This is a genomic window from Extensimonas soli (assembly GCF_029211265.1).
Lineage (GTDB): Bacteria > Pseudomonadota > Gammaproteobacteria > Burkholderiales > Burkholderiaceae_C > Extensimonas > Extensimonas soli.
The window spans coordinates 154,382-179,575 of the sequence record NZ_JARGEL010000024.1 but is presented as its reverse complement, the minus strand read 5'-3'; the positions used below and the strand labels follow the sequence as shown (position 1 = coordinate 179,575).

The window sequence follows — 25,194 nt, the reverse complement described above, 5'->3', positions numbered from 1 at the left end:
GACGAAGGCCGCCGCTCAATGGCTGCGGATCATGGTGCCGTAGGCTTGGTCGGTGAGGATTTCGAGCAGCATCGCGTGCGGCACGCGCCCGTCGATGATGTGCACTGCGTGCACGCCCGCCTTGGCGGCGTCGAGCGCGCCGGATATTTTGGGCAGCATGCCGCCCGAGATGGTGCCGTCGGCAAACAGGGCGTCGATCTCGCGCGCCGTGAGGTCGGTGAGCAGGCGGCCTTGCTTGTCGAGCACGCCCGGCGTGTTGGTCAGCAGCATCAGTTTTTCGGCCTGCAGCACCACGGCGAGCTTGCTCGCGACCACGTCGGCGTTGATGTTGTAGCTCTCGTTGTTCTCGCCAAAGCCGATCGGGCTGACGACCGGGATGAAGGCGTCGTCCTGCAGCGCCTTGACCACGCTGGGGTCGATCGCCACGATGTCGCCGACCTGGCCCACGTCGTGTTCGATGTTCGGGTCTTTGGGGTCGAGCATGCGCAGCTTTTGCGCGCGGATCAGCCCGCCGTCGCGCCCCGTGAGGCCCACGGCCTTGCCGCCGGCCTGGTTGATCAGGCCCACGATGTCCTGCTGCACCTCGCCGGCCAGCACCCATTCGACCACCTCCATGGTCTCGGCGTCGGTCACGCGCATGCCCTGGATGAATTCGCCCTTCTTGCCCAGGCGATGCAGCGCGGTCTCGATCTGCGGGCCGCCGCCGTGCACCACCACGGGGTTCATGCCCACGAGCTTGAGCAGCACCACGTCCTCGGCAAAATCGGCCTGCAGCGCCGGGTCGGTCATGGCGTTGCCGCCGTATTTGATGACGATGGTCTTGCCGTGGAATTTGCGGATGTAGGGCAGCGCCTGGGCAAGGATTTCTGCCTTGTCGCGCGGGGAGATCGAGAGCAGGTCGGTCATGGCAGCGGGCCGTTCGGTGGTTGATGCACAAGGCGCAAATTGTGCCGCATCGCCATGGCACGAAAGGTGGCAGTTCAACGCTGCAGCCAGGGTGGCACCTTGAAGCGCACGATGGCCAGGTAGGCCACCACGTAAATCACGACGAAAAGCAGGCAAAACGCCATGAGCACCGGCGTATTGCCCCAAAACAGCAGCGCCGGCGCCACCGAGAGCATGGTGAAGCCCCACAAATAGGGCGAGGTGCGGTTGTTGCGCATCAGCATGCGCCGCGCCTCGTCGTCGTGGAACACGCTGCGCACGATGCGCCGGTAGATCAGCTGGTGAAAGTGCAGCGCATCGGCCACGCCCGGCGACACGCCGCGCGCGAGCTTGCGGTAGATCGAAAACAGCGTCTCCCACACGGGGTAGACGAGCAGCAGCATGGGAAACCATGGCGACACCTGCGGGTGGCGCTGCACCAGCGCGATGCTCCCGAGCGCGATCACCACGCCCCAGACGTAGGCGCCGCCGTCGCCTGCGAACAGCATGCCGCGTGGGTAGTTCCATAGCAAAAAGCCGGCCGTCACGGCCGCCGTGGAGACCATGAGCGCCGCGAGCGCGCGGTCGCCCACCTGCAGCGCCACGTGCGCCAGCGCCAGGCACACGATCAGCGCCACCATGCCGGCCAGGCCGTTGTAGCCGTCGATGATGTTGAACGCATGCGGCAGGCCCGCGACCGCGAGCAGTGCGATGCCTGCGCCCAGCCACGGCGCGGCGCCGATCAGCGCGTCCAGCCAGGGCAGCCCCAGGCGCGGCACGGCAAGGCCCAGCCAGGCAACGGCAAGCACCGCCGAGACGCCGGTCAGGGCCAGCCGAAAGCGCACCGGCAGGCGCTGCGTCAGGTCTTCGGCGATGCCGCCGAGCACTGCGGGCAGCAGCGTCACGAGCCACGCGCCCACCCAGCCGCCGAGGTACAAGTTGCTGACATTGCCGACGCTGGTATGCCAGATGCCCAGCAGCCAGCTGCAAGCGAGGCCGAGCAGCATTGCCGCACCGCCGAGCCGCGGCACGTCGCCCCAATGAAAGCGCTGCGGCACATTCTGGCCGTAATGTTGCGCATGACCGCGCAGCCAGCGCACGACCAAGCCCGAAGACAACCAGGCCACGCAAAAGGCCACCATGGACAACCAAATCATGCGCCGATGGTAACGGCGCCGCGCGGACGGCACGTAAGCTGTTGTGGCATGGCCGCCGCGCCGAGGCTGAGCACATTGGCTTTCCGGACGTCAGAGGCGACATTGGCTCATATCAGCAGATGCTCGCCCGCGTTGTCGCCGCCGAGGATCACGTAGTTCACCTTGCGGATGTCGAGCAGACGTGTGCCGCCCGCGTAGCTGATGGAGCTTTGCAGGTCTTGCTCCATTTCGATGAGCGTGTCGGCGATCCTGCCCTTGATGGGCTCGAGGATGCGCTTGCCCTCGACGTGCCGGTATTCGCCCTTGTTGAAGTCGCTTGCGGAGCCGTAATACTCTTTGTAGAGCTTGCCATCGACCTCCACCGTCTGGCCCGGCGATTCTTCATGGCCTGCGAGCAGCGATCCGACCATGACCATGGTGGCGCCGAAGCGGATGCTCTTGGCGATGTCGCCGTGCTCGCGGATGCCGCCGTCGGCGATGATGGGGCGCGTGGCCACGCGCGCGCACCACTTGAGCGCGCTGAGCTGCCAGCCGCCCGTGCCAAAGCCCGTCTTGAGCTTGGTGATGCACACCTTGCCCGGCCCGATGCCGACCTTGGTCGCGTCCGCGCCCCAGTTTTCGAGGTCTATGACGGCCTCGGGCGTGCCCACGTTGCCCGCGATCACGAACGCGCCGGGCAGCTTGCGCTTGAGGTGGGCGATCATCTTCTTCACGCTGTCGGCGTGGCCGTGGGCGATGTCTATGGTGACGTATTCGGGCGTGATGCCTTCGGCCGCGAGCCGATCGACCGCCTCGCAGTCGGCCTTTTTCACGCCCAGCGAGATCGAGGCGTAGCAGCCGCGCGCGTGCATGGCGCGGGCGAAATCGACGCTGTCGAGGTCGAAGCGGTGCATCACGTAAAAGTAGCCGTGCTGCGCGAGCCAGGTGCACAGCGGCTCGTCGACCACGGTTTTCATGTTCGCCGGCACCACGGGCAGGCGAAAGCTGCGCCCGCCGAGCTCCACGCGCGTGTCGCACTCGGCGCGGCTTTGCACGCGGCACTTGCGCGGCAGCAGCAGGATGTTGTCGTAGTCGAAGATTTCCATGGGATTCCAGGCTCCAAGTTGAACGTCAGGGCAGCAGAGGGCGCCTGGCTCGGGGCTCGGTATCGTGGGCGCGGGGCGCGCAGGCACAAAAAACCGGGCGCCAAGAAAATTGGGCCCGGTGCTTGATTCTAGACTTGTGGCGGCCAGCTACGTCGTCGCGTGCTGAATCCTGCACGGTGAAATGGGTTTGCGCCGCAGCGTGCCTGTGGCTTCCCACGGCACGCTTTTTACAATCCCCTCATGCCCCCACACTCTTTTGCACCGGCCGAGCCTTCGGGCCTGGCTGATTCGCCCACCTCCGAGCCATTGCTCGCGGGCCTGAACCCTGAACAGCGCGCCGCCGTCACCTTGCCGGCGGGGCACGCATTGATTTTGGCGGGCGCGGGCTCGGGCAAGACGCGCGTGCTCACCACGCGCATTGCCTGGCTGCTGCAAAACGGCTACGCGACGCCGGGCGGCATCCTGGCCGTGACCTTCACGAACAAGGCCGCGCGCGAGATGCTCACGCGCCTTTCGGCCATGCTGCCCGTGAACGTGCGCGGCATGTGGATAGGGACCTTCCACGGCCTGTGCAACCGCATGCTGCGCGCGCACCACAAGGCCGCGGGGCTGCCGCAGACGTTTCAGATTCTCGACACGCAAGACCAGCTCTCGGCCATCAAGCGCCTGTGCAAGCAGCACCAGATCGACGAAGAGCGCTACCCGCCCAAGCAGTTGCAGCAATTCATCGCGCATTGCAAGGAAGAGGGCATGCGCCCGCGCGACGTGCCCCAGCACGACAGCGTGGCGCGCAAGAAGGTGGAGGTTTACCAGCTCTACGAAGACCAGTGCCAGCGCGAGGGCGTGGTGGACTTCGGCGAGCTGCTGCTGCGCAGCTACGAGCTGCTGCGCGACCACGACCCCATCCGCGCGCACTACCAGCGCCGCTTTGCCTACATCCTCGTCGATGAGTTCCAGGACACGAACCGGCTGCAATACGCCTGGCTCAAGCAGCTCGCTGGCGATGTGGTCGAGGGCCGCTTGCAGACGCAGGGCAGCGTGATGGCCGTGGGCGACGACGACCAGAGCATCTACGCCTTTCGCGGCGCGCGCGTAGGCAACATGCAGGACTTCGTGCGCGAATTCGACGTGCGCCAGCAGATCAAGCTCGAAGAGAATTACCGCAGCTATAGCAACATTCTCGACTCGGCAAATGCGCTGATCCGCCACAACAGTCGCCGCCTGGGCAAGGAACTGCGCACGCAGCAAGGCCCCGGCGAGCCCGTGCGCGTCTATGAAGCCGCGAGCGACCTGGCTGAGGCGCAGTGGCTGGTCGATGAAATCCGCCAGTTGGTGAAAGATGGCATGTCGCGCCGCGAGATCGCCGCGCTGTACCGCAGCAACGCGCAAAGCCGCGTGATCGAGTCGGCGCTGTTCAACGCCGGCGTGCCGTACCGCGTCTATGGCGGCCTGCGCTTTTTCGAGCGCGCCGAAGTCAAGCATGCGCTCGCGTACCTGCGCCTCCTGGAGAACCCGCACGACGACACGAGCTTTTTGCGCGTGGTGAACTTTCCGCCGCGCGGCATAGGCGCGCGCAGCATCGAGCAGTTGCAGGACGCCGCGCGCAGCGCGGGCTGCTCGCTGCACGACGCCGTCGCCGCCGTGGCGGGCCGCGCGGGCACGCACCTGGGCGCGTTCGTGGCGCTCGTTGATGTGCTGCGCGAACAGACGCAGGGGCTGAACCTGCGCGCCATCATCGAGCGCATGCTCGAAGCCAGCGGCCTGATCGAGCACTACCGCAGCGAAAAAGAAGGCGCAGACCGCATCGAAAACCTCGAAGAGCTGGTCAACGCCGCCGAGAGCTTCGTCATGCAGGAGGGCTTCGGGCGCGACGCCGTGGCGCTGCCGCTGGACGAGCAGCGCGCCGCGCTGCGCCAAAGCCCGGCAAGCCAGGGACTGAACCCCGAGGCGCCACGGCTCGACCTGCCGCTGCCCGCCGTGGATGCGGCGGCACGCCCCGGCGCCGGGGCCGCCGATGTGGATTTGGAAACGGGCGAAACCCTGTCGCCGCTCGCGGCCTTTCTGACCCACGCGGCGCTCGAGGCGGGCGACAACCAGGCGCAGGCGGGGCAGGACGCCGTGCAGCTCATGACCGTGCACGCGAGCAAGGGGCTGGAGTTCGACGCGGTGTTCCTCAGCGGCATGGAGGAGGGGTTGTTCCCGCACGAAAACGCGCTCTCCAGCCAGGACAGCCTCGAAGAAGAGCGCCGCCTGATGTACGTGGCCATCACGCGCGCGCGCCGGCGCCTGTACCTGAGCCACGCGCAAACGCGCCTGCTGCACGGCCAGACGCGCTACAACCTGCGCAGCCGCTTTTTCGACGAGCTGCCCGAGCACGCGCTCAAGTGGCTCACGCCCCGGCACCCCGGGCTCGCCTCTTTTGCTCGCACTTCAGGAGCTGCTTACGCAGGTGCATCAAGCGCTACAGGCCAATTTGGCTTGAAATCCGAGAGCCCGGCCAATGCGCCTTTGCCGGCGCAGAAAACGCCCCCGGCGCATGGTCTGCGCGTGGGCACGGCGGTGTTCCACACCAAGTTCGGCGAGGGCAAGGTGCTCGCGCTCGAAGGGCAGGGCGAGGATGCGCGCGCGCAGGTGCAGTTCCCGCGCCACGGCACCAAGTGGCTCGCGCTGGCCGTGGCCAAGCTTACGGTGGTGGAGTAGTGCGATGAAGCCGGCCGATCCAGGCGCAGCAGCGGCGCCCGAGACTTCGGCGCCCAACCCCGCCGCGCTTTTCGTGCACCCCCTGAAATGAAAAAGCCCAGCCTTGAGCTGGGCTTTGGGCGTCGTTGGCGGCCGGCAAGGCCGAGCCGCCTGCGGATGCTTGCTTACCAGCTCAGCTTGGTCTGCGAGGGCGTGGCCGTGAGGTAGCCCACGGCGGCGCCGTAGCGATCCTTGTAATTTGCGCGGATCAGCGGATCGAGCACGGGCTTGACCACGTCGTGCAGCGGCGACTCCCAGTCGCCGGGGTGCTGGAAGTTGCTCATGAGATAGGTCCAGCCGTTGACTTCGTCCACCGCCTGCAGGCCCGTCGATTCGGCGCCCGAAGGGGTGGACAGCACGCGGCTGAGCTGCTTGGTGTCCACGTTGTAGGCCCACAGGAAGTTGTTCACGTGCATGCCGCTGTCTTCGCCGATGAACAGGGTGCGCATTTTTTCCGAGAACTTGAGGTTGTCGGAATTGGCCACCTTGTCGGCGTTGGCGGTGTTGCCCAGGGCGTCGGGCGTGGCCAGGTCTTCACCGAGCAGCGGCGCGATGAATTGCGAGCTGGCCGGCACCCATTCGCTGTTGATGGCGGCGCCGGCGCTGTCCTTCTGGCCGCCGGTCATGGTGTGCTCGAGCACGCCGCCCGCGTTGATGGCGGCGGGGAAAGCCACGTTGTTCGCGGCGACGAAGCCCGACTTGCCGCTGACCATCGAGTCCCGGATTGCCGAGATGGCCGAGTAGGCTTTCTTGTCCTTCACGTTGACGGTCGTGCCTTCCATCTTGGTGAAGGCCATGCTGGCGCCCTTGAGTGCGGCGTAGCGGTGCGTTTCGAGGAAGGCGGCGGCCTTTTCCTGGCCGGCCTTCACGCGCACCCAGAGCGTTTTTTTGCTCAGCACGATCTTGGTATAGGTTGGGTCGGCCGGATCGGTGGTGACCGAATCCATGATGTCGGTTGCCTTGATGCCGCCATCGACCAGCGCCTTGATTTCGGCGCTGCTCGCGTGGCCCAGGTTGATCCAGCTGATGGCGGCGGACGCGGTGGCGTTGAGCACGCTGGTGTATTTGGCCGCGTACAGCGTGCCGGCGGAGAGGTCTTTTTCCTTGTCGGCGACGAACATGAACAGCGCGCCGTTGGTGAAATCGTCGCCCATCAGCACCGTGCGGTTGTCGGGCATGACCTGGACCAGCTCGTGCGAGATGCGGCCCAGGCAGTAGTGCTTTTGGATGCTGCCAGTGCCGTCGGGGTTCACCGTGACTTCGGGCAGGTGGCCGTAGTCGTAGGGGTTGGCCTTGGCGGGGTCGCCGTACAGGTTCTGGCTGAATGCCTTGACGAGGGCCAGCGGTTGACCCAAGGCGCCCTGGTCGAAGGCGTCGGGCTCGTACTCTTCGCTCGAGAGGTGCGTGCCCCAGGGCGAGAGGCTGGCGCCGCAGGTGATCCACAGACCCTTGACGCCCGAGGTGTCCACGTTGTGGTACTTGACCAGGCTGAGCTTGCCCGTGTTCGGGTCCTGGTCGAGCGTGAGCACGGCGATCGGCGAAGGCAGCATGCCGTACATGCTGTCGCCCTTGAGGTTGCGCGTGGCGTATTCGAACTGCACCACGGCAAACACCGGCTTGCCCTTGACGCCATCGACCTTGGCACCCTGCACCGTGAGCAGCGACATGCCGTCGGGGCAGTCGGAGAAGAACTGGCGCGGCGTGCTGCCTGTGGCGTCCATGATCGGCTTGTTGTTGATGTCGTAGTAGCCGCCGGCCAGAATGGTGCCGCCCTTGCCGTCAGGCACCAGGTCGCCCGTGATGAAAAAGGGCTGGTAGCCCAGCGTGTAGCTGCGCGTCGATGGGTCGCTGAACTTGACCTGCAAGGTCGAGCCCACGGTGGTCGTGGCCATCGCGGCGGCATTGGCCAGCGTGGGCGCCGCCATCGAGGTGAACGCGGCCGAGACGTAGCCGGGGTCGTCGCCACCACCGCCGCAGCCGGAGAGCAGCGAGGCCATGGCGCTCGTGCCCAGGGGCAGCAAAGGGGCGCCAGCGAGAACTTGCAGCGCCTTGCGGCGCGAGGGAAGAGGATGTGCAGACATGTCGGGTTGTGCTCGCAAAAAGAAAGCTGGAAACGACCGGGTGCCGTTTCCAGCGCGCGATGCTAAAAACCCGGTATGTCAGGAATTTGAAAGCGAATGTGCAAGCGCAGTCAGCCTAGCCCTGCGGCGATGCCCCAGCACTGTCGGGCGGCTCGAAGCAGTCGCGGAAGGTGAACACCACCGAGGTGAAGAACATGGCCGCGAGCAGCATGGCCGCAGCCATCATGCTGCCCGCCGCAAAGCCGGCGCCGAGCACGCCCATGAGCAGCCCTGTGGCGAGCGCCACCGCCAGCCCCGTGAGCGCAAACACGCCCATCCAGGCGAACCCGAACACGGTGAAGGCCCAGAAATTGCGCACGCAGGCCACGATGCTGAAAAACAGCGCCTTGACGGGCGGCACCCTGTGCCAATAGACAAGCCCCGGCGCATGCCAAAACAAGAGCGAAAGCGGCAGGTACAGCGCCAGCGCAAGCCACATCGCGGCCTGAAACGACGGGTCATCGGCGAGCTCGCGCGACAGCGGCGCATTGCCCAGATACACCTTGGCGAACTCGCCGCCATCGACCAGGGCCGAGAGTGCGATCACGCCGAGAAAGCCCGCGGCATAGAGCGCGCCCAGCACCAGCATGTGGCGCAGCTGTTCGCGCCCCGCACGGAACGCGGCAAGCAGCACCGTGGGCGTGGGGACGCGCCCCTGCATGGCTTCGGCGGCCGCGACCATCATCGCGAGCGAGGCCGAAGGCAGCAGCGCCAGCGCGAGCGCCGGGCCGATGAGCGGCACCAGCGTGGCGATGGACATGGCCGCCATGGCCATGAAAAACAGCGCGGCGAGCGCCATGGGCCTGCGCCAGAAGGCGCGGATGCCAAGCTGCACCCATTGCAGGCCGGTGCGTGCGGGGACGAGGTGGAGTTTCATGCAACAAGCGAAAACGAGGCGGTGCGGGGCGCACACGCGCGATGCGAAGGAATGTAGCAGTCTTGGTCGCGCGCGTGGTGACGCCGCGTCGTTGCGCCCTTGGGCGGGGCGGTCAAAGTTGCAGCGGATGCGCGATGCGCTCGCGCAGCACGCGCTCGAAGTGCGTGGGGTCGTGCGGCGTGAGCAGCGCCGCCTCGCGCGGCAGGTGAAAGTCCCACAGGCGCGAGAGCCAAAAGCGCAGCGCACCTGCGCGCAGCAGCGCGGGCAGCAAGGCGCGTTCGGCGGGGGTGAGTGCGCGCTCGGCCTCGTAGGCGCCAAGCAGCGCCTGCGCACGCGCCGCGTGGTGCGCGCCCGTGGCCCAGTCGATGCACCAGTCGTTCAGGCACACGGCCAGGTCGAACAGCCAGGTATCGACGCCCGCAAAGTAAAAGTCGAAGCAGCCGGTGAGCGTCTCGCCCTCGAACAGCACGTTGTCGCGGAACAGGTCGGCGTGCACGGGCCCGCGCGGCAGCGCGGCGTAGTCGGCCGAGGCGGCGACGGCGTTTTGGTAGGCGAGCTCGGAGCGCAGTAGCTCGGCCTGCTGTGGCCCGAGGTAGGGCAGCACCACGGGCACGGTCTCGTTCCACCACGCGAGGCCGCGCAGATTGGGCTGCTGGCGATCAAAGCTGCGCCCCACGAGGTGCAGGCGCGCAAGCGTCTGGCCCATGGCCGCGCAGTGCTGCGGGCCGGGCGCGAGCTGGCTCTTGCCGGGCAGCCTGTTGACGAGGGCCGCGGGTTTGCCGCACACGCTGTGCACGATGTTGCCTTGCGCGTCGGCGCGCGGATCGGGCACGGGCAGGCCGCCTTGTGCGAGGTGCTGCATCAGGTACAGGTAAAACGGCAACTGCTCGGCGCGCAGGCGCTCGAACAGCGTGAGCACGAATTCACCCTCGCTGCACGTGACGAAGTAGTTGGTGTTTTCAATGCCGCCGGCGATGCCTTGCAGCGCCAGCAATTCGCCGAGCTGCAGGCGCTGCAGCAGCGCGCGCGCCTCCTCGGGCGGGACTTCGGTGAAAACGGCCATCGGTGGGAGAAAAACGGTAAAGCGACGGGGCAGGGGGAACGGCGGAACGGCAGGACGGGCGCGGAGGGCGTCACCCCGCCTGCGATTTCAGGCGCAAGGCCTCAGAACTTTTTGATGTTCCACACGGGCGGCGCGGTGTTGCCCTGCGGATCGTGGTCGGTGCCGGCCTGGCCGCGTGTGACGTCGGACGGCTTGACCTCGTACTCGGGCGCGTTGCCCGCTTTCGGCTGCACGGTGATGCGCTTGGTCTGCCCGCCCACGCGCAGTTCCTCGATGCGGCTGCCCTCGTCTTCGACCTTGATGTGCTCTATGCGCTGGTTGGCGCGGCCGGCGGCGCGCTGCTCGGCTTTGCTCGGCTGACCATCCGCTTTGGCCGGCGCAGGCGTGGATGCAGCCTGGGCGGCCGGGGGTGAGGCGGGTGCAGGCGCCGGCTTGGCCTCCTGGGCGAAGACGCTGGTGCCCAGACCCAGCAAGGCGAAAAAGCAGGCGAGGAGGTGTGTGGCGCGCATGATGCGCAAGATTGTAGAGTGTGCCATCGCGCCCGGGCGAATTTTGCTGCCGGCACGCGGGCGCAGCCCTGGCCAAAGGCGCACCGGGCACAATCGCCGCAATGAGTGACACCATGAACACGAGCCACAAAAAAACCCTGGTGCTGGTCGATGGCTCCAGCTATCTGTACCGCGCCTACCACGCCATGCCCGACCTGCGCGCCGTGCCCGGTGATCCGCACAGCGCCGCGACGGGTGCGATACGCGGCATGATCAACATGCTGCAGGCCCTGCGCAAGGAAGTGCCCGCCGATTACGCCGCCTGCGTGTTCGACACCAGCGGCCCGACATTCCGCGAAGCGCTCTATGCCGACTACAAGGCGCACCGCCCGCCCATGCCCGACGACTTGCGCGCGCAGATCGAGCCCATCCACGAGGTCGCGCGCCTGCTGGGCTGGAAGGTGTTCGCCATCCCCGGCGTCGAGGCCGACGACGTGATCGGCACGCTGGCGCGCGCTGCCGCGCGGCAGGGCGTGGAGGTCATCATCTCGAGCGGCGACAAAGACCTCGCGCAGCTCGTCGATGGGCACGTGAGCATCATCGACACCATGAGCGGCAAAAAGCGCGACGTGGCCGGTGTGGTGGCCGAATTCGGCGTGCCGCCGACGCTGATGCTGGATTTTCAGGCGCTGGTGGGCGACGCGGTGGACAACGTGCCCGGTGTGCCCAAGGTCGGCCCCAAGACCGCCGCCAAGTGGCTGCAGCAATACGGCTCGCTCGACGCGCTGATGGCGCACGCGCACGAGATCAAGGGCGTGGTGGGCGACAACCTGCGCGCTAGCCTCGCATGGCTGCCGCAGGCGCTCGAACTGCTGCGCATCAAGACCGATTGCGACCTGAGCGCTTGCATCCCCGGTTTTCCTGCTCTGGATGCGATAGCTATCAGCGCACCAGATACCGAGGCTTTGCGCGAGTTTTATGAAAAATACGGCTTCAAGACGCTCGCGCGTGCACTGGCGCCGGTGGCCCATTCTGCAGCGGCGGGTCAGGGGGCGGATGCGGCAGCGCTGGCACAAGGCGACCCGCCCGTGGCCGAGGGCGTGGCTCTTTCTGGCGCTTCTTCTGCGCCCGCGGTGCCCGCGCGGCATTACGAAGTCGTCCTCACCTGGCCCGACTTCGAGCGCTGGCTGGCCGCGGTGCAGTCGGCCGAACTCGTGGCGCTGGACACCGAAACCACCTCGCTCGACGAGATGCGCGCGCAGATCGTGGGCCTCTCCTTGGCGGTGCGCGGCGGCGAGGCCGCGTATATCCCGCTGCGCCACGACGGGCCCGACGCGCCCGCGCAGCTGCCGCTGGACGAAGTGCTCGCGCGTCTCAAGCCCTGGCTCGAAGACGCGGCGCGGCCCAAGCTCGGCCAGCACGTCAAGTACGACCGGCACGTGTTCGCCAACCACGGTGTGCAGGTGCACGGCTACGCGCACGACACCATGCTGCAAAGCTACGTGCTCGAGGTACACAAGCCGCACAACCTGCGCAGCCTGGCCGAGCGCCACCTCGGGCGCGCGGGCATCAACTACGAAGACCTGTGCGGCAAGGGCGCGCACCAGATTCCGTTCGCGCAGGTCGCGGTCGAGCGCGCCGCCGAATACGCCTGCGAGGACGCCGATGAGTGCCTGGGCGTGCATGAGGCCCTGTGGCCGCTGCTCGAGGCGAGTGCGCCGCTGCGCCGCATCTACGAGCTCGAGATCGCCTGCAGCGAGGTGCTCTGGCGCATGGAGCGCGCCGGCGTGCTGATCGACACGGCAGTGCTGGCCGCGCAAAGCCGCGATCTGGGCCAGCGCATCATGGAAATAGAGGCCGAGGCCTACGCGCTTGCAGGCCAGCCCTTCAATCTGGGCAGCCCCAAGCAGCTCGCGGAGATTTTTTTCGACAAGCTGGGCATGCCGGTCATCAAAAAAACCGCCTCGGGCGCGCGCAGCACCGACGAGGAAGTGCTGGAAAAGCTGGCCGAGGACTACCCCCTGCCCGCCAAGCTGCTCGAACACCGCAGCCTGAGCAAGCTCAAGAGCACCTACACCGACAAGCTGCCGCAGATGGTCGAGCCGCGCACGGGCCGCGTGCACACGCACTACGCGCAGGCCGTGGCCGTGACGGGGCGGCTGTCGAGCAACGAGCCCAACCTGCAAAACATCCCCGTGCGCACGCCCGAGGGCCGGCGCATCCGCGAAGCCTTCATCGCGCCGCCGGGCTGCCTGATCGCGAGCGCCGACTACAGCCAGATCGAGCTGCGCATCATGGCGCACCTGAGCGGCGACCACGCGCTGCTGCACGCCTTCCAGCAAGGCCTGGACGTGCACCGCGCCACGGCGGCCGAGGTGTTCGGCGTCTCGGTGCACCATGTCACGAGCGAGCAGCGTCGCTACGCCAAGGTCATCAACTTCGGCCTGATCTACGGCATGAGCAGCTACGGCCTGGCCAAAAACCTGGGCATAGAGCCCAAGGCCGCCGCCGCATACATAGACCGCTACTTTCAGCGCTACCCCGGCGTCAAGCAATACATGGAGAGCACCAAGGCGCTGGCCAAGCAGCGCGGTTACGTCGAAACCGTGTTCGGCCGGCGCCTGTACCTGCCCGAGATCAACTCACCCAACGGCCCCCGCCGCGCCGCCGCCGAACGCGCCGCGATCAACGCGCCCATGCAAGGCACGGCGGCCGACCTGATCAAGATGGCGATGGTCGCAGTGCAAAAAACGCTGGACGCCGAAAAACCCGCCGTCAAGATGATCCTGCAGGTGCATGACGAACTGGTGTTCGAACTCCCCGCCGCCGAAGAACCCTGGGTGCGCCACGAAATCCCGCGCCTCATGGCCAGCGTGGCCGACCTGCGCGTGCCGCTGCTTGCGGAAATCGGCACGGGGCCGAACTGGGAGCGGGCGCATTGAGCGCAGAAGCCTGATGAGGAAACTGGGGGTGGATTCCAACTCCTCCTTCGCTCCATCACTTCCGCGGATCATCGGAATCTTCGCACAGCGGCTTCATCCAACTGGGCGGGCGAGCCGTCGCCAACACTAGCAGCCTGTCGGACTTTGGGCGTCGAAAGCGAGAAGGTGCCCCAGCGAGTCCAGTTTTTGCCGGATTCGCCGCCCCATAGCGGGACTATGGGGCAAGAAGACGGTAAAAAATGGGCCGCTGCGGCGCATTCGCAGCCGACGATTCCAAAGTCCGACAGGCTGCTAGACATGGCTTCGCCATCTTCGTGGTCAGTGTTCGTGCCCAGCGCACCCGCGGTGCACCGGCGCCGCTTACCTTGAGCGTTCGGCCCCATAGGCAGGAGTCCTCGCGCGTCTTGACAGCCGTATTTTTAGTAGCTACATTAAAACATGCGCATCGAGTTCGACGCCGCCAAGGACATCGCAAACCAATCAAAGCACGGCGTGTCTTTGGCCTTTGCGAGCGAACTCGACTGGGAAGCTGCGTTGGTGTGGGTCGATGAACGGTTTGAGTACGGCGAGACGCGAATGATCGCGCTCGCTCCGGAAACCGGAACCCTCTACTACGTGGCGTTTGTAGATCGTGGCAACGTGCGAAGAATCATCAGTCTTCGCCGCGCCAATCGTCGTGAGGTCAAATACTATGTCCAAAACTTCTGAGCGTCCCGTCGTTCATATGCCAACGGCCGAAGAGGACAAAGCCATTACGGCAGCGGCTCGGAGCGATCCCGATGCGCAACCGCTTACTCCCAAGCAACTCAAGGCCATGGTTCCTCTGGCTTCCGTTCGTGGACGCCCCAAGTCTGCCAACAAGAAGCTGCTCGTGTCGGTGCGTTACAGCCCGGAAGTCATCGCCTATTTCAAGTCCACCGGTGAGGGTTGGCAGTCCTTGATGGACAGCGTTCTGCGCCAGTACGTTGCACGTCATTCTCGTAGTGCGTAGCCGTGTGGTCGAACACGAAAATCGGGGTCAGATTCCAATTGTTTTCTGTCGATCCCCGCATGCCGCAGGCCGAGCGCAGCGATGGCCCGTGTGGTATCCCCGCCCTTCTGCCTGCGCCGAGGAGCGCAGCGCCCGGCGGGAAAAGGCGCGCGATTGTTCGAGCGCAGCGAGTTTCGCGCGCCCCGCCGGGCGCGAGCACCGCAGGTTGCCCTGGGCGCCGCGAGGCGGGCAGGGACGCGGGCAGCAGGGTCGCCTTCTTTTGCCTTCTTTTCTTGGCGAGACAAGAAAAGAAGGTGCGCCGCCGGGCGCACATCCCGGCGCCCTCCCTCTGCCCCGTCACCTGCGCAAATCATTGGAATCTGACGGCAATTGCCGCAGACGCCAGCGCAGCGCATAACCCGCGGCATAAGGGTTATCCCTAGGTTGAGCAGCACAGCCACCGGCGTACCATTCCAACCCTATTTGTCCGGACATTCAAATGTCCGTTTTTTAGCGCACACTCCAGGGAGTCAGGATTCATGCAGGGTACGCGCCACAAGGCCAGTTTGGGCCGTTATTTCGAGGACTTCGCGGTGGGGGACGTGTACGAACACTTTCCGGGTCGCACCATCACCGAGGCCGACAACATCCAGTTCAGCCTGCTGACCATGAACCAGCACCCCATGCACTGCGACCATGCGTTTGCCGCGAAGAGCGAGTTCGGCAAGCCGCTGGTCAACAGCGGGCTCACGCTGGCCATCGTGCTCGGCATGACTGTGGCCGACGTGAGCGGCAAGGCGATTGCCAACCTCGGCTGGAAGGAAATCCAGCTCGTCGCGCCCGTGCACCCCGGCGACACGGTCTATGCCGAGAGCGAGGTGCTCGAAAAGCGCACATCGCAATCGCGCCCCACGCAGGGCATCGTGACCGTGCGCACCACGGGCAAGAAGGCCGACGGCACCGTGTTCATGACCTTCGTGCGCTCGGCGCTGGTCCCCATGCGCGGGCACGGCGTGGAAGACAAATTGTGAGCGCCTCACGCAAGCTGCGCCTTGGTTAACGCCCGATGGAGCCATCAAAATGCATTTTGAACTGAACCCGCAGCAAGTCGAGCTGCGTGACGCCGCGCGCAAGCTCGCGCAAGAGGTGTTCAAGGACAAAGCAGCGCACTGGGACCGCGAGGAAATCTTCCCCGAGGAGAACAAAAAGCTGCTGTGTGAGCTCGGCTACACGGGCCTGAGCGTCGATCCCCAATACGGTGGCGCGGGCCTGGGGCTGGTCGATACCTACCTCGTGATCGAGGAGATCGCCAAGGTTGACTTGGCCACGGCCCTGATCGTGCACGAGCAGAACGTCTCGGCGCGCATCATCGCCACCTACGGCCCCGAAGCCATGCGCGCCAAGCTGGTGCCCAAGTTCGTGAGCGGCGAGCTCGAGTGCAGCATCGCCTGGACCGAGCCGCAGGCCGGCTCGGACGCGGCCTCGGTGGCCACGACGGCGGTGCGCGAGGGCGACGAATACGTCATCAACGGGCAAAAGGTCTTCACCACCTACGGCGACCGTGCGCACCTGCACCTCGTGTATGCGCGTTTTGGCCCTTCCAAGGGCGCGCGCGGCGTGGGCACGATCCTGGTGCCCAAGGACAGCCCGGGCCTCACGGTGCGCAAGCTCCCCTACAAGATGGGCGTGCGCGGCGCGAGCGAGAACGAGCTCTTTTTCGACAACGTGCGCGTGCCGGCCGAGAACGTGGTCACGCTGGGCGATCCGCAAAATTCCAAGGGCTTCGTCGCGCCGCTGACGGTCTATAACGCCACGCGCGTGGGCATGGGCGTGATGGCGCTGGGCGTGGCCGAAGGCGCCTTTGAGCTTGCGCGCGACTACATGAAGGTGCGCAGCCAGTTCGGCCAGCTGCTCAGTGAGATGCAGGGCCTGCGCTGGCTGATGGCCGACATGTGGATAGAGATCGAGGCCGCGCGCTCGCTGTGCTATCGCGCGCTCGCGGCCATAGACGCGGGCAAGCCCGACCCGTGCCTGTCGTCGGTGGCCAAGGTACAGGCCACCGAGATGGCGCTCAAAACCACGCTGCAATGCCAGCAGATGTTCGGCGGCTACGGTTACTTCGGCCTGCTGCCGCTCGAACGCATGGTGCGCGACGTGCGCATGCTGACCATCACGGGCGGCACGAACCAGACGCAGAAGAACGCGATCGCGAACCATATTTTTGGAAGCTAAATCGCCTTCTAGTCATTGATATACCTTCGTAAGCAGCTCCTTTTATGGAAGCATCCGCAGGTCTTTTTCCTGTTTTTGAAAGGCTCCCCGCCATGACGGATTCCTCCTCCACCCCCAGCCCCACCATCGCCGAGCGCCTGGCCGAATTCACCGCGACGCAAGACGGCGCGGCGATTCCGGCGCAGGTGCGCGAGCGCGCCAGGTATTTGATCCTCGACGCCGTGGGCATCGCCTATGCCTCCACGCACTACGAGTTCGCGCAGCGTGCGCTTTCGGCGGTGCGTGATTTGTCCGCGGGGCTCGGCCAGGTGCCGGTGATCGGCCTGCCCGCGCGCCTGCAGCTGCGCGATGCGATGCTGATGAACGGCATCCTGATCCACGGCCTGGACTACGACGACACGCACTCGGCCGGCGTGATCCACGCCACTTCGGCCTGCCTGCCCGCTGCGCTGGGCGCGGGCGCGCAGGCCGGGCGCAGCGGCGCGGACCTGCTCACGGCCTACATCATCGGCATGGAGGCGGGCACGCGCCTGGGTGCCGTGGCCAAGGGCGGTTTTCACCAGGTGGGCTTTCACCCCACGGGGCTGATCGGCGCGTTTGCCACCACGCTGGTGTGCGGGCGCCTGTACGACCTGAGCGCGCCGCAGCTCGCGATGGCGCAGGGCATCACGCTCAGCACGGGCTCGGGCAGCATGGAATTCCTCAACGACGGCGCCTGGACCAAGCGCATGCACCCCGGCTGGGCCGCGGCGGCGGGCTTGACCTCGGTGACGCTCGCGCGCCACGGCTTCGTCGGCCCGCGCGCCACCTACGAGGGGCGCTTTGGCCTGTTCCAGAGCCATCTGGGTCGCTATGCCGAGGGCATGGACCTGGCGCTCGCCACCGCGGGCCTGGGCACGCAGTGGGAGCTCATGAACGTGGCCGTCAAGCCCATTCCGGCCTGCCACTTCACGCACGCCTGCGCCGACGCCGCCGCGCACCTGCGCGCGCAGCACGGGCTCACGGCGCAGCAGATCCGCTCGGTGCGCGCGCTCGTGCCGCAAGAAGTGGTGAAGACGGTGTGCGAGCCCGTGGCGACGAAAAAGCGCCCGCAAAACAGCTACGACGCGCAGTTCAGCATCCCCTACATCGTCGCCACGGCGCTGCTGCGCGGCAGCTTCGGGCTCGAGCACCTGGAGGACGCGGCGCTCGCCGACCCGCAGGTGCTCGACCTGGCGCAGCGCGTCGAATACGAAGTCGATCCGAACTCGCCGTTCCCCAAGTATTACTCGGGCGAAGTCATCGTCACCACCACCGACGGGCGCGAGCTGCGCGAGCGCCAGGAGGTCAACCGCGGCTCGGCCGACCGGCCGCTCGGCGCCGCCGACATCGAACAGAAGTTCATGGAAAACGCGCGCCTCGTCGTCTCGCCGCAGCGCGCCGCGCAGTTGCGCGACTTGGTGCTGGGCATGGAAGCGCTGGACGCGCGGCAGCTCGCCGAAGGCCTGGCCGCGCGCGGCTGAAACCCATTAGATACAACGGAAAGACCACGCAAATGAACGCAGCACAGCAAGAAAGCGAAGCGCTGATCCTCGACAGCCTGGACAAATTCATCGAGGCCGAAGTCAAGCCGCACGCGCACCGGCTCGAGATTGCCGACGAGTATCCACACGAGATCGTCGCAAAGATGAAGCAGTTGGGCCTGTTCGGCTGCATCATCGATGCCGAATACGGCGGCTTCGGCCTTTCGACCTCGACCTACGCGAAGATCGTCGAGCGGCTTGCGACGGCGTGGATGTCGCTGTCGGGCATCGTCAACTCGCACCTCATCATGTCCATGTGCGTGCAGCGCAATGGCACCGAGGCGCAAAAGCGCGCCTTTTTGCCGCGCTTTGCCACCGGCGAGCTGCGCGGCGGCATCGGCCTGACCGAGCCCGACTGCGGCACCGACCTGCAGGCCATACGCACCGTGGCGGTGCGCGATGGCGACCATTACGTGGTCAACGGCAGCAAGACCTGGATCACCAACAGCGGCGAGGGCAACTGCATTGCGCTGCTCGTCAAGACCGACCCCAAGGCCGAGCCGGCGCACAAGGGCATGAGCCTGTTCATCGCCGAAAAAGGCCCGGGCTTCAAGGTCGTGCGCAAGCTCGACAAGCTCGGCTACCGCGGCATAGACACCTGCGAGCTGCTGTTCGAAAACTACCGCATCCCGGCCGACCGGCTGATCGGCGGCGTCGAGGGGCGTGGGCTGCAGCAGATTCTTTCGGGGCTGGAGCTCGGGCGCATCAACGTCGCGGCGCGCGGCGTGGGCGTGGCGCGCGCCGCGCTGCAGGACGCCGTGGCCTATGCGCAGGTGCGCAAGACCTTCGGTAAGCCGATCTGCGAGCACCAGGCGATACAGCTCAAGCTCGGCGAAATGGCCACGCGGCTCGAAGCCGCACGCCTGCTCGTCGAATCCGCGGCGCGCGCCTACGACCGCGGCGAGCGCTGCGACATGGAAGCCGGCATGGCCAAATACTTCGCCACCGAGGCGGCCATGGAAAACGCACTCGAGAGCATGCGCATCCACGGTGCCTATGGCTACTCCAAGGAATACAACGTCGAGCGCTACTTCCGCGACGCGCCGCTGCTGCTGATCGGCGAGGGCACGAACGAGATGCAGCGCATCATCATCGCCAAACAACTGATCGCGAGGAACCCCGCATGAGCCAGCCCCTGCGCGGAGTGCGCATCCTCTCGTTCGAGCAGTACGGCGCGGGCCCGTTCGGCACGCTGCACCTGGCCGACCTTGGCGCCGAGATCATCAAGATCGAAAACCCCAGCGACGGCGGCGACGTGGGCCGTCTGGTCGGGCCGTTTTACTTCGGGCCGGGCGACAGCCACTTCCATGAAGCCTTCAACCGCAACAAGAAAAGTCTCACGCTCAACCTCAAGCAGGACGAGGCGCGCAGCGTGCTCGCCGACCTCGTGCGCAGCGCCGACGCCGTGTTCGACAACCTGCGCGGCGACCTGCCGCAAAAGCTCGGGCTGACCTACGAGCAGCTCGCGCCCTACAACCCGCGCATCGTCTGCGCGCACCTCTCGGCCTACGGGCGCACGGGCTCGCGCACGTCCTGGCCGGGCTACGACTACCTGATGCAGGCCGAAGCCGGCTATCTGTCGCTGACCGGCGAGCCCGAGGGGCCACCCGCGCGCTTTGGTCTCTCGATCATCGACATGATGACGGGCGTGACGGCCGTCACGGGCCTGCTCGCGGGCATCATCGAAGCGCGCAGCACGGGCCGCGGGCGCGACATCGATACGAGCCTGTTCGACGTGGCCATGGGCAACCTGAACTACGTCGCCGCCTGGTATTTGAACGAGGGCCACAAGGTCGGGCGCGCACCGCGCTCGGCCCACCCCTCGCTCACGCCGAGCCAGCTGTACCGCACGCAGGACGGCTGGATTTTCATCATGTGCAACAAAGAGAAGTTCTGGCCCGTGTTGTGCAAAGCCATAGCCCGCCCCGACTGGGCCGCGCACCCCGATTACGCCAACTTCGCGGCGCGGCTCGCGCACCGCGAACAGCTCACCGAGGCGCTCGACGCGGTGCTCGGCACGGCCAGCACCGCCGAATGGCTCGCGCGCTTTGCCGGCAAGGTGCCCGCCGCCCCGGTGTACGACGTGGCGCAGGCGCTGGACAACCCCTTTGCGCACGAGCAGGGCCTGATCCTCGAAGCGCCGCACCCCGCGCGCGGCAGCATACGCACCGTGGCCACGCCGATCCGCTGCCCCGGCGAGGCGCCGCTGGTCGGCATCGCGCCCACGCTGGGCGAGCACACGCAGGCGCTGCTCACCGAGCTCGGCTACGACGCGCAGCGCATCGCGCAGCTCGAAGAAAAAGGCGCGGTGTGAACGCTGCGCGCGGTGGGTGCCGGTGTAGGTGCCGGTGTAGGTGCCGCAGCTGCTCCGGCGCAAGCGGATAGGATTGCGCCCATAAGGCCGCGATGAGGCCGCGATTGTTCGCGAAGCCGCCACGCCCGCCACGCCCGCCACCCCGAAACCGCGCATGACCACCGCCCCACCGCCCGACGCCGCTACCGAAAGCACAGCGCCCGCCGCAGACGCTGCGCCCGCGCCGCTGCTCGCCAGTCCGCCGCAGTACCTGCTGGTGGCGCAGCGCCTGATGGCCGACATCCAATCGGGCCGCTACCCCGTGGGCAGCCATCTGCCCACCGAAATGGAGTTGTGTGCACAGTTCGGCGTGAGCCGCCACACCGTGCGCGAGGCCGTGCGCCAGCTCCAGGAGCGCGGCCTGGTGCTGCGCCAGCGCGGCGTGGGCACGCAGGTCAAGGCCAGCCGCGCCGAAGGCCGCTACGTGCAATCGACGGCCACGCTGGTCGATTTGCAGCAATACGCCGAGGACACGCGCCTCGTGACCACCGAGGCCGAGGACGTGATCGCCGACGCCGCGCTCGCGCAACTGCTGCAATGCGCGCCGGGCCAGCGCTGGCTCAAGGTCACGGGCTACCGCTACGCGGGCGACAACCCGCTGCCCATCGCCTTCACGCAGATCTACATCCACGCCGCCTACAGCGGCATCCGCGCGCTCATAGGCACGCAAAAAGTGCCCGTGCACACGCTGATCGAAAGCCAGTGGGGCGTGCGCATCCACGAGGTTGCGCAGGAGATCGACGCCGTCACGCTCGACGCCGCCGCCGCCGCGCGCCTGCAGGTCGAGCCCGGCTCGGCGGGCCTGCTCGTCACGCGCCGCTATCTCGGGCCCCAGGGCCGCGCGCTCGAGGTCGCGGTCAACCTGCACCCGGCGGATCGCTTTTCATACCGCATGAGCTTGCGGCTGCAGCTGGGGTAGCTGCGCGCGGCGAAGTCGAAGTGGGCAAATGGGCTGGGCCTTTTGCGGCCTGGCTTGGCTTGACATGCTTGCTAACATGGGTTCGGCCAATGGCTGGCGTCCAACTGTTCGCCAAAATCGGTATTAACCCAAATACAGAAAGCACAAGCAGCAATGGTATTGATAGCAACCATCGTCGCCACCCTGGCGGCAGGCATAGGCAGTGTGTGGCTCGCGGCGCTGCTTTTGCGCACGGGGCTGGGCGCGGGGAAGGGCGCGGCGGGGCCGCAGAATTTGCTGAGTCTGGCCGCGGGCGGGCTGCTTGCGACCTCGTTCATGCACCTGCTGCCCGAAGCCTTCGAGAGCCAGGTGGACGCGCACGCGCTGTTTGCCACGCTGCTCGTGGGCGTGGTGTTTTTCTTTTTGCTCGACAAGGCCGAGCTCTGGCACCACGGGCACGAGCACGGCCTTGCGCACGCGCACGGCCAGCCGCAGGCGCATGGCCATGCGCACACGCATGACCCTGCACACACGCATGCGCACGAGGCGGGTCACGGCCAGCGCGCCGCGGGTGGCTGGACGGTGCTCACGGGCGACAGCGTGCATTGCTTTGGCGACGGCATGCTGATCGCCTCGGCCTTCGTGGCCGACCTGCGCCTGGGCGCCGTCGCGGCGCTGTCGGTGCTCGCGCACGAGGTGCCGCACCACATGGGCGACCTGGTGGTGCTGCGCCAGTCGAGCGCGAGCCGCTCCGTGGCGCTGCTCAAGGTGTCGCTCGCGGGCGCCGTGACCGCGCTGGGCGGTGTCGTGGGCTATTTTCTGGTCGATCGCTTGCAGGGTGGCCTGCCGTACTTCTTGGCGGTGGCGTCGAGCAGCTTCATCTATGTCGCGCTTGCCGACCTGATCCCGCAACTGCAAAAACACCTCACGCTGCGCCAGACCGCAGGCCAGGTGTTCTGGCTGCTCGCCGGCATGGCGCTCGTGACGCTGGTGAGCGCGGGGGTGCATGTGCATTGAGCCCGGCGGGCACGGGCTGCGCTCAGTGAGTGGCTTTTATTCTTGTTTGGATAGTGCGCTTCTAGCGGATAATTTGGCGTATGGTCTTCATCGAACTTCCCATCTTCGTGCGTTGTGCGAGTGAGTTGTTCTCCGACGAAGACATGCGCGAGTTGCAATTGATTTTGCTGGAAAACCCTGCAGCAGGGGACATGATCCCCGGTGGACGTGGCCTGCGAAAGCTTCGGGTGCCGCTGCCTGGACGAGGCAAACGCGGTGGTGCGCGGGTCATTTATTACCACTGGGTATCCCATGAGCGCTGCTACATGGTTTATGCCTACGCAAAAAATGTGATGGCGGACTTGAGCAAAGACCAACTGCGTCGGCTGGCCGACATCATTGCCGAAGAGGTGCACGATGAACGAAAAACAATTTGACGAGCTATTGCAAAGTGTCCGCGACATGGGGCGCCACATGCGTGGTCAGGCGGTGGCGGGAGTGCGTGTGCATGACTTTCCTGATCCCGACGTCAAGGCCATACGGGAGCGCACGGGCTTGAGTCAGACCCGTTTCGCCTACCTCATCGGTGTCAAGCCCAAAACCTTGCAGAACTGGGAGCAGCACCGTGTTCGCCCAGCTGGGCCTGCGCGCGCGCTGTTGAAAATCGTCGAGCTCAACCCAGAGGCGCTGTCGGCGCTGCATGGGTGAGCGCACGCGCGGCGTTTCGGCCAGACTCTACCCGCCCTCGAGCTCCGCGCGCACCGCCGCCAGCTGGCGCCGGGACACGGCCAGCGGCTCCACGAGGCCCTGCAGGCGCACGGCCCAGCCTTCGCCTTCCTCGGGGTCGAAATGCTTTTCCAGCGCGCGGATCGCGCGGCGCGCGACCAGGGCGTTGCGGTGGATGCGCAGGAACTGCGCGGGGTATTTGCGCTCGAGCTCGCTCAGGGCGCCGTCGAGTACGTAGCTGCGCGCGCTGGTGCGCACCGTCACGTACTTTTGTTCGGCCTTGAAATACAGCACCTCGGCCAGCGGCAGGCGCTCGGTGCGGCCGCGGTCTTGCAGCAGCAGGGTTTCGCCGGTGCTGGCGGTGGGCGGGGGGGTGATGGACTGGCCTGCGAGCCGCTGCGCCTTGGCGAGCGCCTGTTGCAGGCGTTCGCGCCGCACGGGTTTGGTGAGGTAGTCCACGGCGTCGAGCTCGAAGGCGCTCAGCGCATGGTCGGGGTGCGCGGTCACGAACACCAGCGCGGGCGGGTGCGCCAGCGCCTTGAGGCGCTGCGCGAGCTGCAGGCCGTCCAGCCCCGGCATGTGGATGTCAAGCAGCACCAGGTCGAAGCCGCGCCCGCCCGTGGGCTGCAGCAGGGCCAGCGCCTGCGCGGCGCTCTCGGCCTCGGCCACGGTGTGGGCGCCGTTGCAGTGGCCCGCGCCGCTGCCGCTGCAGTCGGCCAGCAGGGTGCGCAGGCGGCTGCGCGCCAGGGCTTCGTCGTCAACGATCAGGATGTGCATGGGACTGCTCCTTGGGCAGCGACGGGGTGGCTTCGGGCGTGGGCGTGGGCGTGGGCGTTTGCGTCCGGCGCGGTGCTGCCCGTGGCTGCCGTAGCGGTTGGCGTGGCGCGGGCAGGGTGATGCAGACTTCGTACAGGCCGTCCTGCACGCCGGCGCTGAAGCTCGCCTGCAGGTCGTGCAGCAGCGCGAGGCGCGCGCGCACATTGGCCAGGGCCATGCCGTGGCCGCGGCGCTGCGGGGCGGAGGATTGCGCGCTGCCGGGCGCGGGCAGGGTGTTGGTGATGCGCACGCGCACGCGGCTGCCGCGCAGCTCGGTCTGCACGCGCAGCTTGCCGCCGCGTGGGCTGGGCTCCACGCCGTGCTGCACGGCGTTTTCGACCAGAGGCTGCAGCAGCAGCGGCGGCAGCCGCGCTGCATCGGCGCGCGGGTCCAGCTGCCATTGCACCTGCAGGCGCGGGCCGAAGCGCACGGCCTCCACGTCCAGGTAGTGGCGCGCCAGCCGCAATTCCTCGGCCAGCGTGACCGACTCGCCCTGCTCGGCGAGGGCGTGGCGAAACAGTTCGCTCAGGTCTTCGAGCAGCGCCTCGGCTTTGGCGGGCTCGGCGCGCACCAGGGCGATGGCGCTGTTGAGGGTGTTGAACAGAAAGTGCGGGCGGATGCGCGCCTGCAGCTCGGCCAGGCGCGCCGCGGTGGCGGCCGGCGTGCGCCCGCGTGCGCGCAGCACGAGCGCCGCGACGAGCAGCGCCGCAAGCAGCGCGCCGCTGGCGGCGCTCGCAAGCCAGGGCGGCGCGGTGGCCACGCCGGCGAGCGCCAGCATGGCGCAGGCCATCAGGCCCGCGAGCGCGCCCAGCAGCACGCCCGCAGCGTATTGCCGGGCGGTGGACAGGCGCTGCAGCGTTTTCTTGAGGCTGCAGGCCGTGAGCAGCCAGGCCAGCGTGGCGGGCAGCGCGCCGCCGGTGAGCAGCATCAGGCGCAGCAGCCACTCGCGCGCGCTGCCCGCGCCAAACAGCGCGCCCACGCCGAGCACGGCTTCGACGAACAGCACCGCGCGCAGCACCAGGCCGACCTCGCAGGCGTCGAAGACCAGCACGGCTGCATGGGCCGATGTGCCGCGCGTAGTTGCGGGTTTGGGTGTGGCTGCAGAGCTTTCCAGCATTTTCAGGTCTTTTATGGCTTTTATGCTTATGTAGTATGCACAAACAGCTTCCGAAGATATAGCATTTTGCGGCGTCGATAAAATCTGCGGCTCTGGCATTTGCGGCTCTCGCACTTGCGGCATCCGGCG

Annotated in this window: 23 protein-coding genes; 14 read left to right on the top strand and 9 right to left on the bottom strand. The window is 66.8% G+C overall.

From position 1 onward, the window contains the following. Positions 1-15 precede the first annotated feature (15 nt). The 3 genes from argB to PYV55_RS11590 all read right to left on the bottom strand — a co-directional run bounded on the left by argB (position 16) and on the right by PYV55_RS11590 (position 3,166). A complete protein-coding gene (gene argB, locus PYV55_RS11600) occupies positions 16-906 on the bottom strand; it encodes an acetylglutamate kinase (protein ID WP_144731329.1) in 891 nt (296 codons plus the stop codon). Positions 907-980: 74 nt separating this feature from the next. Further along, positions 981-2,081 carry a glycosyltransferase family 4 protein gene (locus PYV55_RS11595; protein ID WP_275851298.1) on the bottom strand — a complete coding sequence of 367 codons (1,101 nt, stop codon included), beginning with the start codon at positions 2,079-2,081 and terminating at the stop codon, positions 981-983. A 107-nt stretch (positions 2,082-2,188) separates the two neighbouring features. Next, positions 2,189-3,166, bottom strand: a complete 978-nt coding sequence (locus PYV55_RS11590; protein WP_275851297.1) for a GMP reductase — start codon at positions 3,164-3,166, stop codon at positions 2,189-2,191. A 240-nt stretch (positions 3,167-3,406) separates the two neighbouring features. Between PYV55_RS11590 and PYV55_RS11585 the strand changes: the two genes are divergently transcribed. Further along, a complete protein-coding gene (locus PYV55_RS11585) occupies positions 3,407-5,866 on the top strand; it encodes a UvrD-helicase domain-containing protein (protein WP_275851295.1) in 2,460 nt (819 codons plus the stop codon). Between the two features lie 164 nt (positions 5,867-6,030). Here the strand turns inward: PYV55_RS11585 and PYV55_RS11580 are convergent, their stop codons facing one another. From PYV55_RS11580 to PYV55_RS11565, 4 genes are all read right to left on the bottom strand, one after another. Next, the gene (locus PYV55_RS11580) at positions 6,031-7,986 is read right to left on the bottom strand and encodes a PhoX family protein (RefSeq protein ID WP_275851293.1); all 1,956 of its coding nucleotides are present in this window, start codon (positions 7,984-7,986) and stop codon (positions 6,031-6,033) included. Between the two features lie 115 nt (positions 7,987-8,101). Next, positions 8,102-8,902 carry a BPSS1780 family membrane protein gene (locus tag PYV55_RS11575; protein ID WP_275851292.1) on the bottom strand — a complete coding sequence of 267 codons (801 nt, stop codon included), beginning with the start codon at positions 8,900-8,902 and terminating at the stop codon, positions 8,102-8,104. A 112-nt stretch (positions 8,903-9,014) separates the two neighbouring features. Continuing rightward, positions 9,015-9,965, bottom strand: coding sequence for a homoserine kinase (locus PYV55_RS11570; RefSeq protein WP_275851291.1), 951 nt, complete (start codon positions 9,963-9,965; stop codon positions 9,015-9,017). Positions 9,966-10,066: 101 nt separating this feature from the next. Continuing rightward, positions 10,067-10,474 carry a hypothetical protein gene (locus tag PYV55_RS11565; protein ID WP_275851290.1) on the bottom strand — a complete coding sequence of 136 codons (408 nt, stop codon included), beginning with the start codon at positions 10,472-10,474 and terminating at the stop codon, positions 10,067-10,069. A 113-nt stretch (positions 10,475-10,587) separates the two neighbouring features. Between PYV55_RS11565 and polA the strand changes: the two genes are divergently transcribed. From polA to PYV55_RS11500, 13 genes are all read left to right on the top strand, one after another. Next, positions 10,588-13,395 carry a DNA polymerase I gene (polA, locus tag PYV55_RS11560; RefSeq protein WP_275851288.1) on the top strand — a complete coding sequence of 936 codons (2,808 nt, stop codon included), beginning with the start codon at positions 10,588-10,590 and terminating at the stop codon, positions 13,393-13,395. Between the two features lie 144 nt (positions 13,396-13,539). After that, complete coding sequence (locus PYV55_RS11555; protein WP_275851286.1) at positions 13,540-13,764, top strand: hypothetical protein; 225 nt, start codon at positions 13,540-13,542, stop codon at positions 13,762-13,764. A gap of 69 nt (positions 13,765-13,833) precedes the next feature. After that, positions 13,834-14,103 (top strand): BrnT family toxin, encoded by a 270-nt coding sequence (locus PYV55_RS11550; RefSeq protein WP_114484266.1) that lies wholly within the window; start codon positions 13,834-13,836, stop codon positions 14,101-14,103. Then, positions 14,087-14,386, top strand: coding sequence for a BrnA antitoxin family protein (locus PYV55_RS11545; RefSeq protein ID WP_114484267.1), 300 nt, complete (start codon positions 14,087-14,089; stop codon positions 14,384-14,386). The genes PYV55_RS11550 and PYV55_RS11545 overlap by 17 nt, the downstream gene beginning before the upstream one ends. A gap of 518 nt (positions 14,387-14,904) precedes the next feature. After that, the gene (locus tag PYV55_RS11540) at positions 14,905-15,396 is read left to right on the top strand and encodes a MaoC family dehydratase (RefSeq protein WP_275851282.1); all 492 of its coding nucleotides are present in this window, start codon (positions 14,905-14,907) and stop codon (positions 15,394-15,396) included. A gap of 49 nt (positions 15,397-15,445) precedes the next feature. Beyond that, entirely contained in the window at positions 15,446-16,597 is a 1,152-nt protein-coding gene (locus PYV55_RS11535; RefSeq protein ID WP_275851280.1) for an acyl-CoA dehydrogenase family protein, read from the top strand. 92 nt (positions 16,598-16,689) lie between these two features. Beyond that, on the top strand, positions 16,690-18,099 hold the full coding sequence (locus tag PYV55_RS11530; protein ID WP_275851278.1) for an MmgE/PrpD family protein: 1,410 nt from the start codon (positions 16,690-16,692) through the stop codon (positions 18,097-18,099). Between the two features lie 32 nt (positions 18,100-18,131). Then, the gene (locus PYV55_RS11525; RefSeq protein ID WP_275851276.1) at positions 18,132-19,286 is read left to right on the top strand and encodes an acyl-CoA dehydrogenase family protein; all 1,155 of its coding nucleotides are present in this window, start codon (positions 18,132-18,134) and stop codon (positions 19,284-19,286) included. Next, the gene (locus PYV55_RS11520; protein ID WP_275851274.1) at positions 19,283-20,473 is read left to right on the top strand and encodes a CaiB/BaiF CoA transferase family protein; all 1,191 of its coding nucleotides are present in this window, start codon (positions 19,283-19,285) and stop codon (positions 20,471-20,473) included. Before PYV55_RS11525 ends, PYV55_RS11520 begins: the two co-directional genes overlap by 4 nt. Before the next feature lie 154 nt (positions 20,474-20,627). Beyond that, positions 20,628-21,431, top strand: coding sequence for a GntR family transcriptional regulator (locus PYV55_RS11515; RefSeq protein ID WP_275851272.1), 804 nt, complete (start codon positions 20,628-20,630; stop codon positions 21,429-21,431). Positions 21,432-21,584: 153 nt separating this feature from the next. Then, the gene (locus PYV55_RS11510; protein WP_275851270.1) at positions 21,585-22,427 is read left to right on the top strand and encodes a ZIP family metal transporter; all 843 of its coding nucleotides are present in this window, start codon (positions 21,585-21,587) and stop codon (positions 22,425-22,427) included. An 80-nt stretch (positions 22,428-22,507) separates the two neighbouring features. Then, complete coding sequence (locus PYV55_RS11505) at positions 22,508-22,843, top strand: type II toxin-antitoxin system RelE/ParE family toxin (RefSeq protein WP_114482938.1); 336 nt, start codon at positions 22,508-22,510, stop codon at positions 22,841-22,843. After that, positions 22,824-23,114 carry a helix-turn-helix domain-containing protein gene (locus tag PYV55_RS11500; RefSeq protein ID WP_114482939.1) on the top strand — a complete coding sequence of 97 codons (291 nt, stop codon included), beginning with the start codon at positions 22,824-22,826 and terminating at the stop codon, positions 23,112-23,114. Before PYV55_RS11505 ends, PYV55_RS11500 begins: the two co-directional genes overlap by 20 nt. A gap of 27 nt (positions 23,115-23,141) precedes the next feature. Here the strand turns inward: PYV55_RS11500 and PYV55_RS11495 are convergent, their stop codons facing one another. Continuing rightward, complete coding sequence (locus PYV55_RS11495; RefSeq protein WP_275851266.1) at positions 23,142-23,909, bottom strand: LytR/AlgR family response regulator transcription factor; 768 nt, start codon at positions 23,907-23,909, stop codon at positions 23,142-23,144. Continuing rightward, positions 23,890-25,065: a sensor histidine kinase gene (locus PYV55_RS11490; RefSeq protein WP_275851264.1), complete on the bottom strand. Its 1,176-nt coding sequence runs from the start codon at positions 25,063-25,065 to the stop codon at positions 23,890-23,892. Before PYV55_RS11490 ends, PYV55_RS11495 begins: the two co-directional genes overlap by 20 nt. Positions 25,066-25,194: the final 129 nt, after the last annotated feature.

Excerpts from the sequence above, each read along its gene's own strand:
- PYV55_RS11500 (WP_114482939.1), top strand. The coding sequence starts at position 22,824 with ATGAACGAAAAACAATTTGACGAGCTATTGCAAAGTGTCCGCGACATG.
- PYV55_RS11525 (WP_275851276.1), top strand. The coding sequence starts at position 18,132 with ATGAACGCAGCACAGCAAGAAAGCGAAGCGCTGATCCTCGACAGCCTG.
- PYV55_RS11570 (WP_275851291.1), bottom strand. The coding sequence starts at position 9,965 with ATGGCCGTTTTCACCGAAGTCCCGCCCGAGGAGGCGCGCGCGCTGCTG.
- PYV55_RS11505 (WP_114482938.1), top strand. The coding sequence starts at position 22,508 with ATGGTCTTCATCGAACTTCCCATCTTCGTGCGTTGTGCGAGTGAGTTG.
- PYV55_RS11580 (WP_275851293.1), bottom strand. The coding sequence starts at position 7,986 with ATGTCTGCACATCCTCTTCCCTCGCGCCGCAAGGCGCTGCAAGTTCTC.
- PYV55_RS11550 (WP_114484266.1), top strand. The coding sequence starts at position 13,834 with ATGCGCATCGAGTTCGACGCCGCCAAGGACATCGCAAACCAATCAAAG.
- PYV55_RS11535 (WP_275851280.1), top strand. The coding sequence starts at position 15,446 with ATGCATTTTGAACTGAACCCGCAGCAAGTCGAGCTGCGTGACGCCGCG.
- PYV55_RS11585 (WP_275851295.1), top strand. The coding sequence starts at position 3,407 with ATGCCCCCACACTCTTTTGCACCGGCCGAGCCTTCGGGCCTGGCTGAT.
- PYV55_RS11520 (WP_275851274.1), top strand. The coding sequence starts at position 19,283 with ATGAGCCAGCCCCTGCGCGGAGTGCGCATCCTCTCGTTCGAGCAGTAC.
- PYV55_RS11510 (WP_275851270.1), top strand. The coding sequence starts at position 21,585 with ATGGTATTGATAGCAACCATCGTCGCCACCCTGGCGGCAGGCATAGGC.
- PYV55_RS11590 (WP_275851297.1), bottom strand. The coding sequence starts at position 3,166 with ATGGAAATCTTCGACTACGACAACATCCTGCTGCTGCCGCGCAAGTGC.
- PYV55_RS11545 (WP_114484267.1), top strand. The coding sequence starts at position 14,087 with ATGTCCAAAACTTCTGAGCGTCCCGTCGTTCATATGCCAACGGCCGAA.
- PYV55_RS11575 (WP_275851292.1), bottom strand. The coding sequence starts at position 8,902 with ATGAAACTCCACCTCGTCCCCGCACGCACCGGCCTGCAATGGGTGCAG.
- PYV55_RS11490 (WP_275851264.1), bottom strand. The coding sequence starts at position 25,065 with ATGCTGGAAAGCTCTGCAGCCACACCCAAACCCGCAACTACGCGCGGC.
- PYV55_RS11515 (WP_275851272.1), top strand. The coding sequence starts at position 20,628 with ATGACCACCGCCCCACCGCCCGACGCCGCTACCGAAAGCACAGCGCCC.
- argB (WP_144731329.1), bottom strand. The coding sequence starts at position 906 with ATGACCGACCTGCTCTCGATCTCCCCGCGCGACAAGGCAGAAATCCTT.
- PYV55_RS11540 (WP_275851282.1), top strand. The coding sequence starts at position 14,905 with ATGCAGGGTACGCGCCACAAGGCCAGTTTGGGCCGTTATTTCGAGGAC.
- polA (WP_275851288.1), top strand. The coding sequence starts at position 10,588 with ATGAACACGAGCCACAAAAAAACCCTGGTGCTGGTCGATGGCTCCAGC.
- PYV55_RS11595 (WP_275851298.1), bottom strand. The coding sequence starts at position 2,081 with ATGATTTGGTTGTCCATGGTGGCCTTTTGCGTGGCCTGGTTGTCTTCG.
- PYV55_RS11530 (WP_275851278.1), top strand. The coding sequence starts at position 16,690 with ATGACGGATTCCTCCTCCACCCCCAGCCCCACCATCGCCGAGCGCCTG.
- PYV55_RS11565 (WP_275851290.1), bottom strand. The coding sequence starts at position 10,474 with ATGCGCGCCACACACCTCCTCGCCTGCTTTTTCGCCTTGCTGGGTCTG.
- PYV55_RS11495 (WP_275851266.1), bottom strand. The coding sequence starts at position 23,909 with ATGCACATCCTGATCGTTGACGACGAAGCCCTGGCGCGCAGCCGCCTG.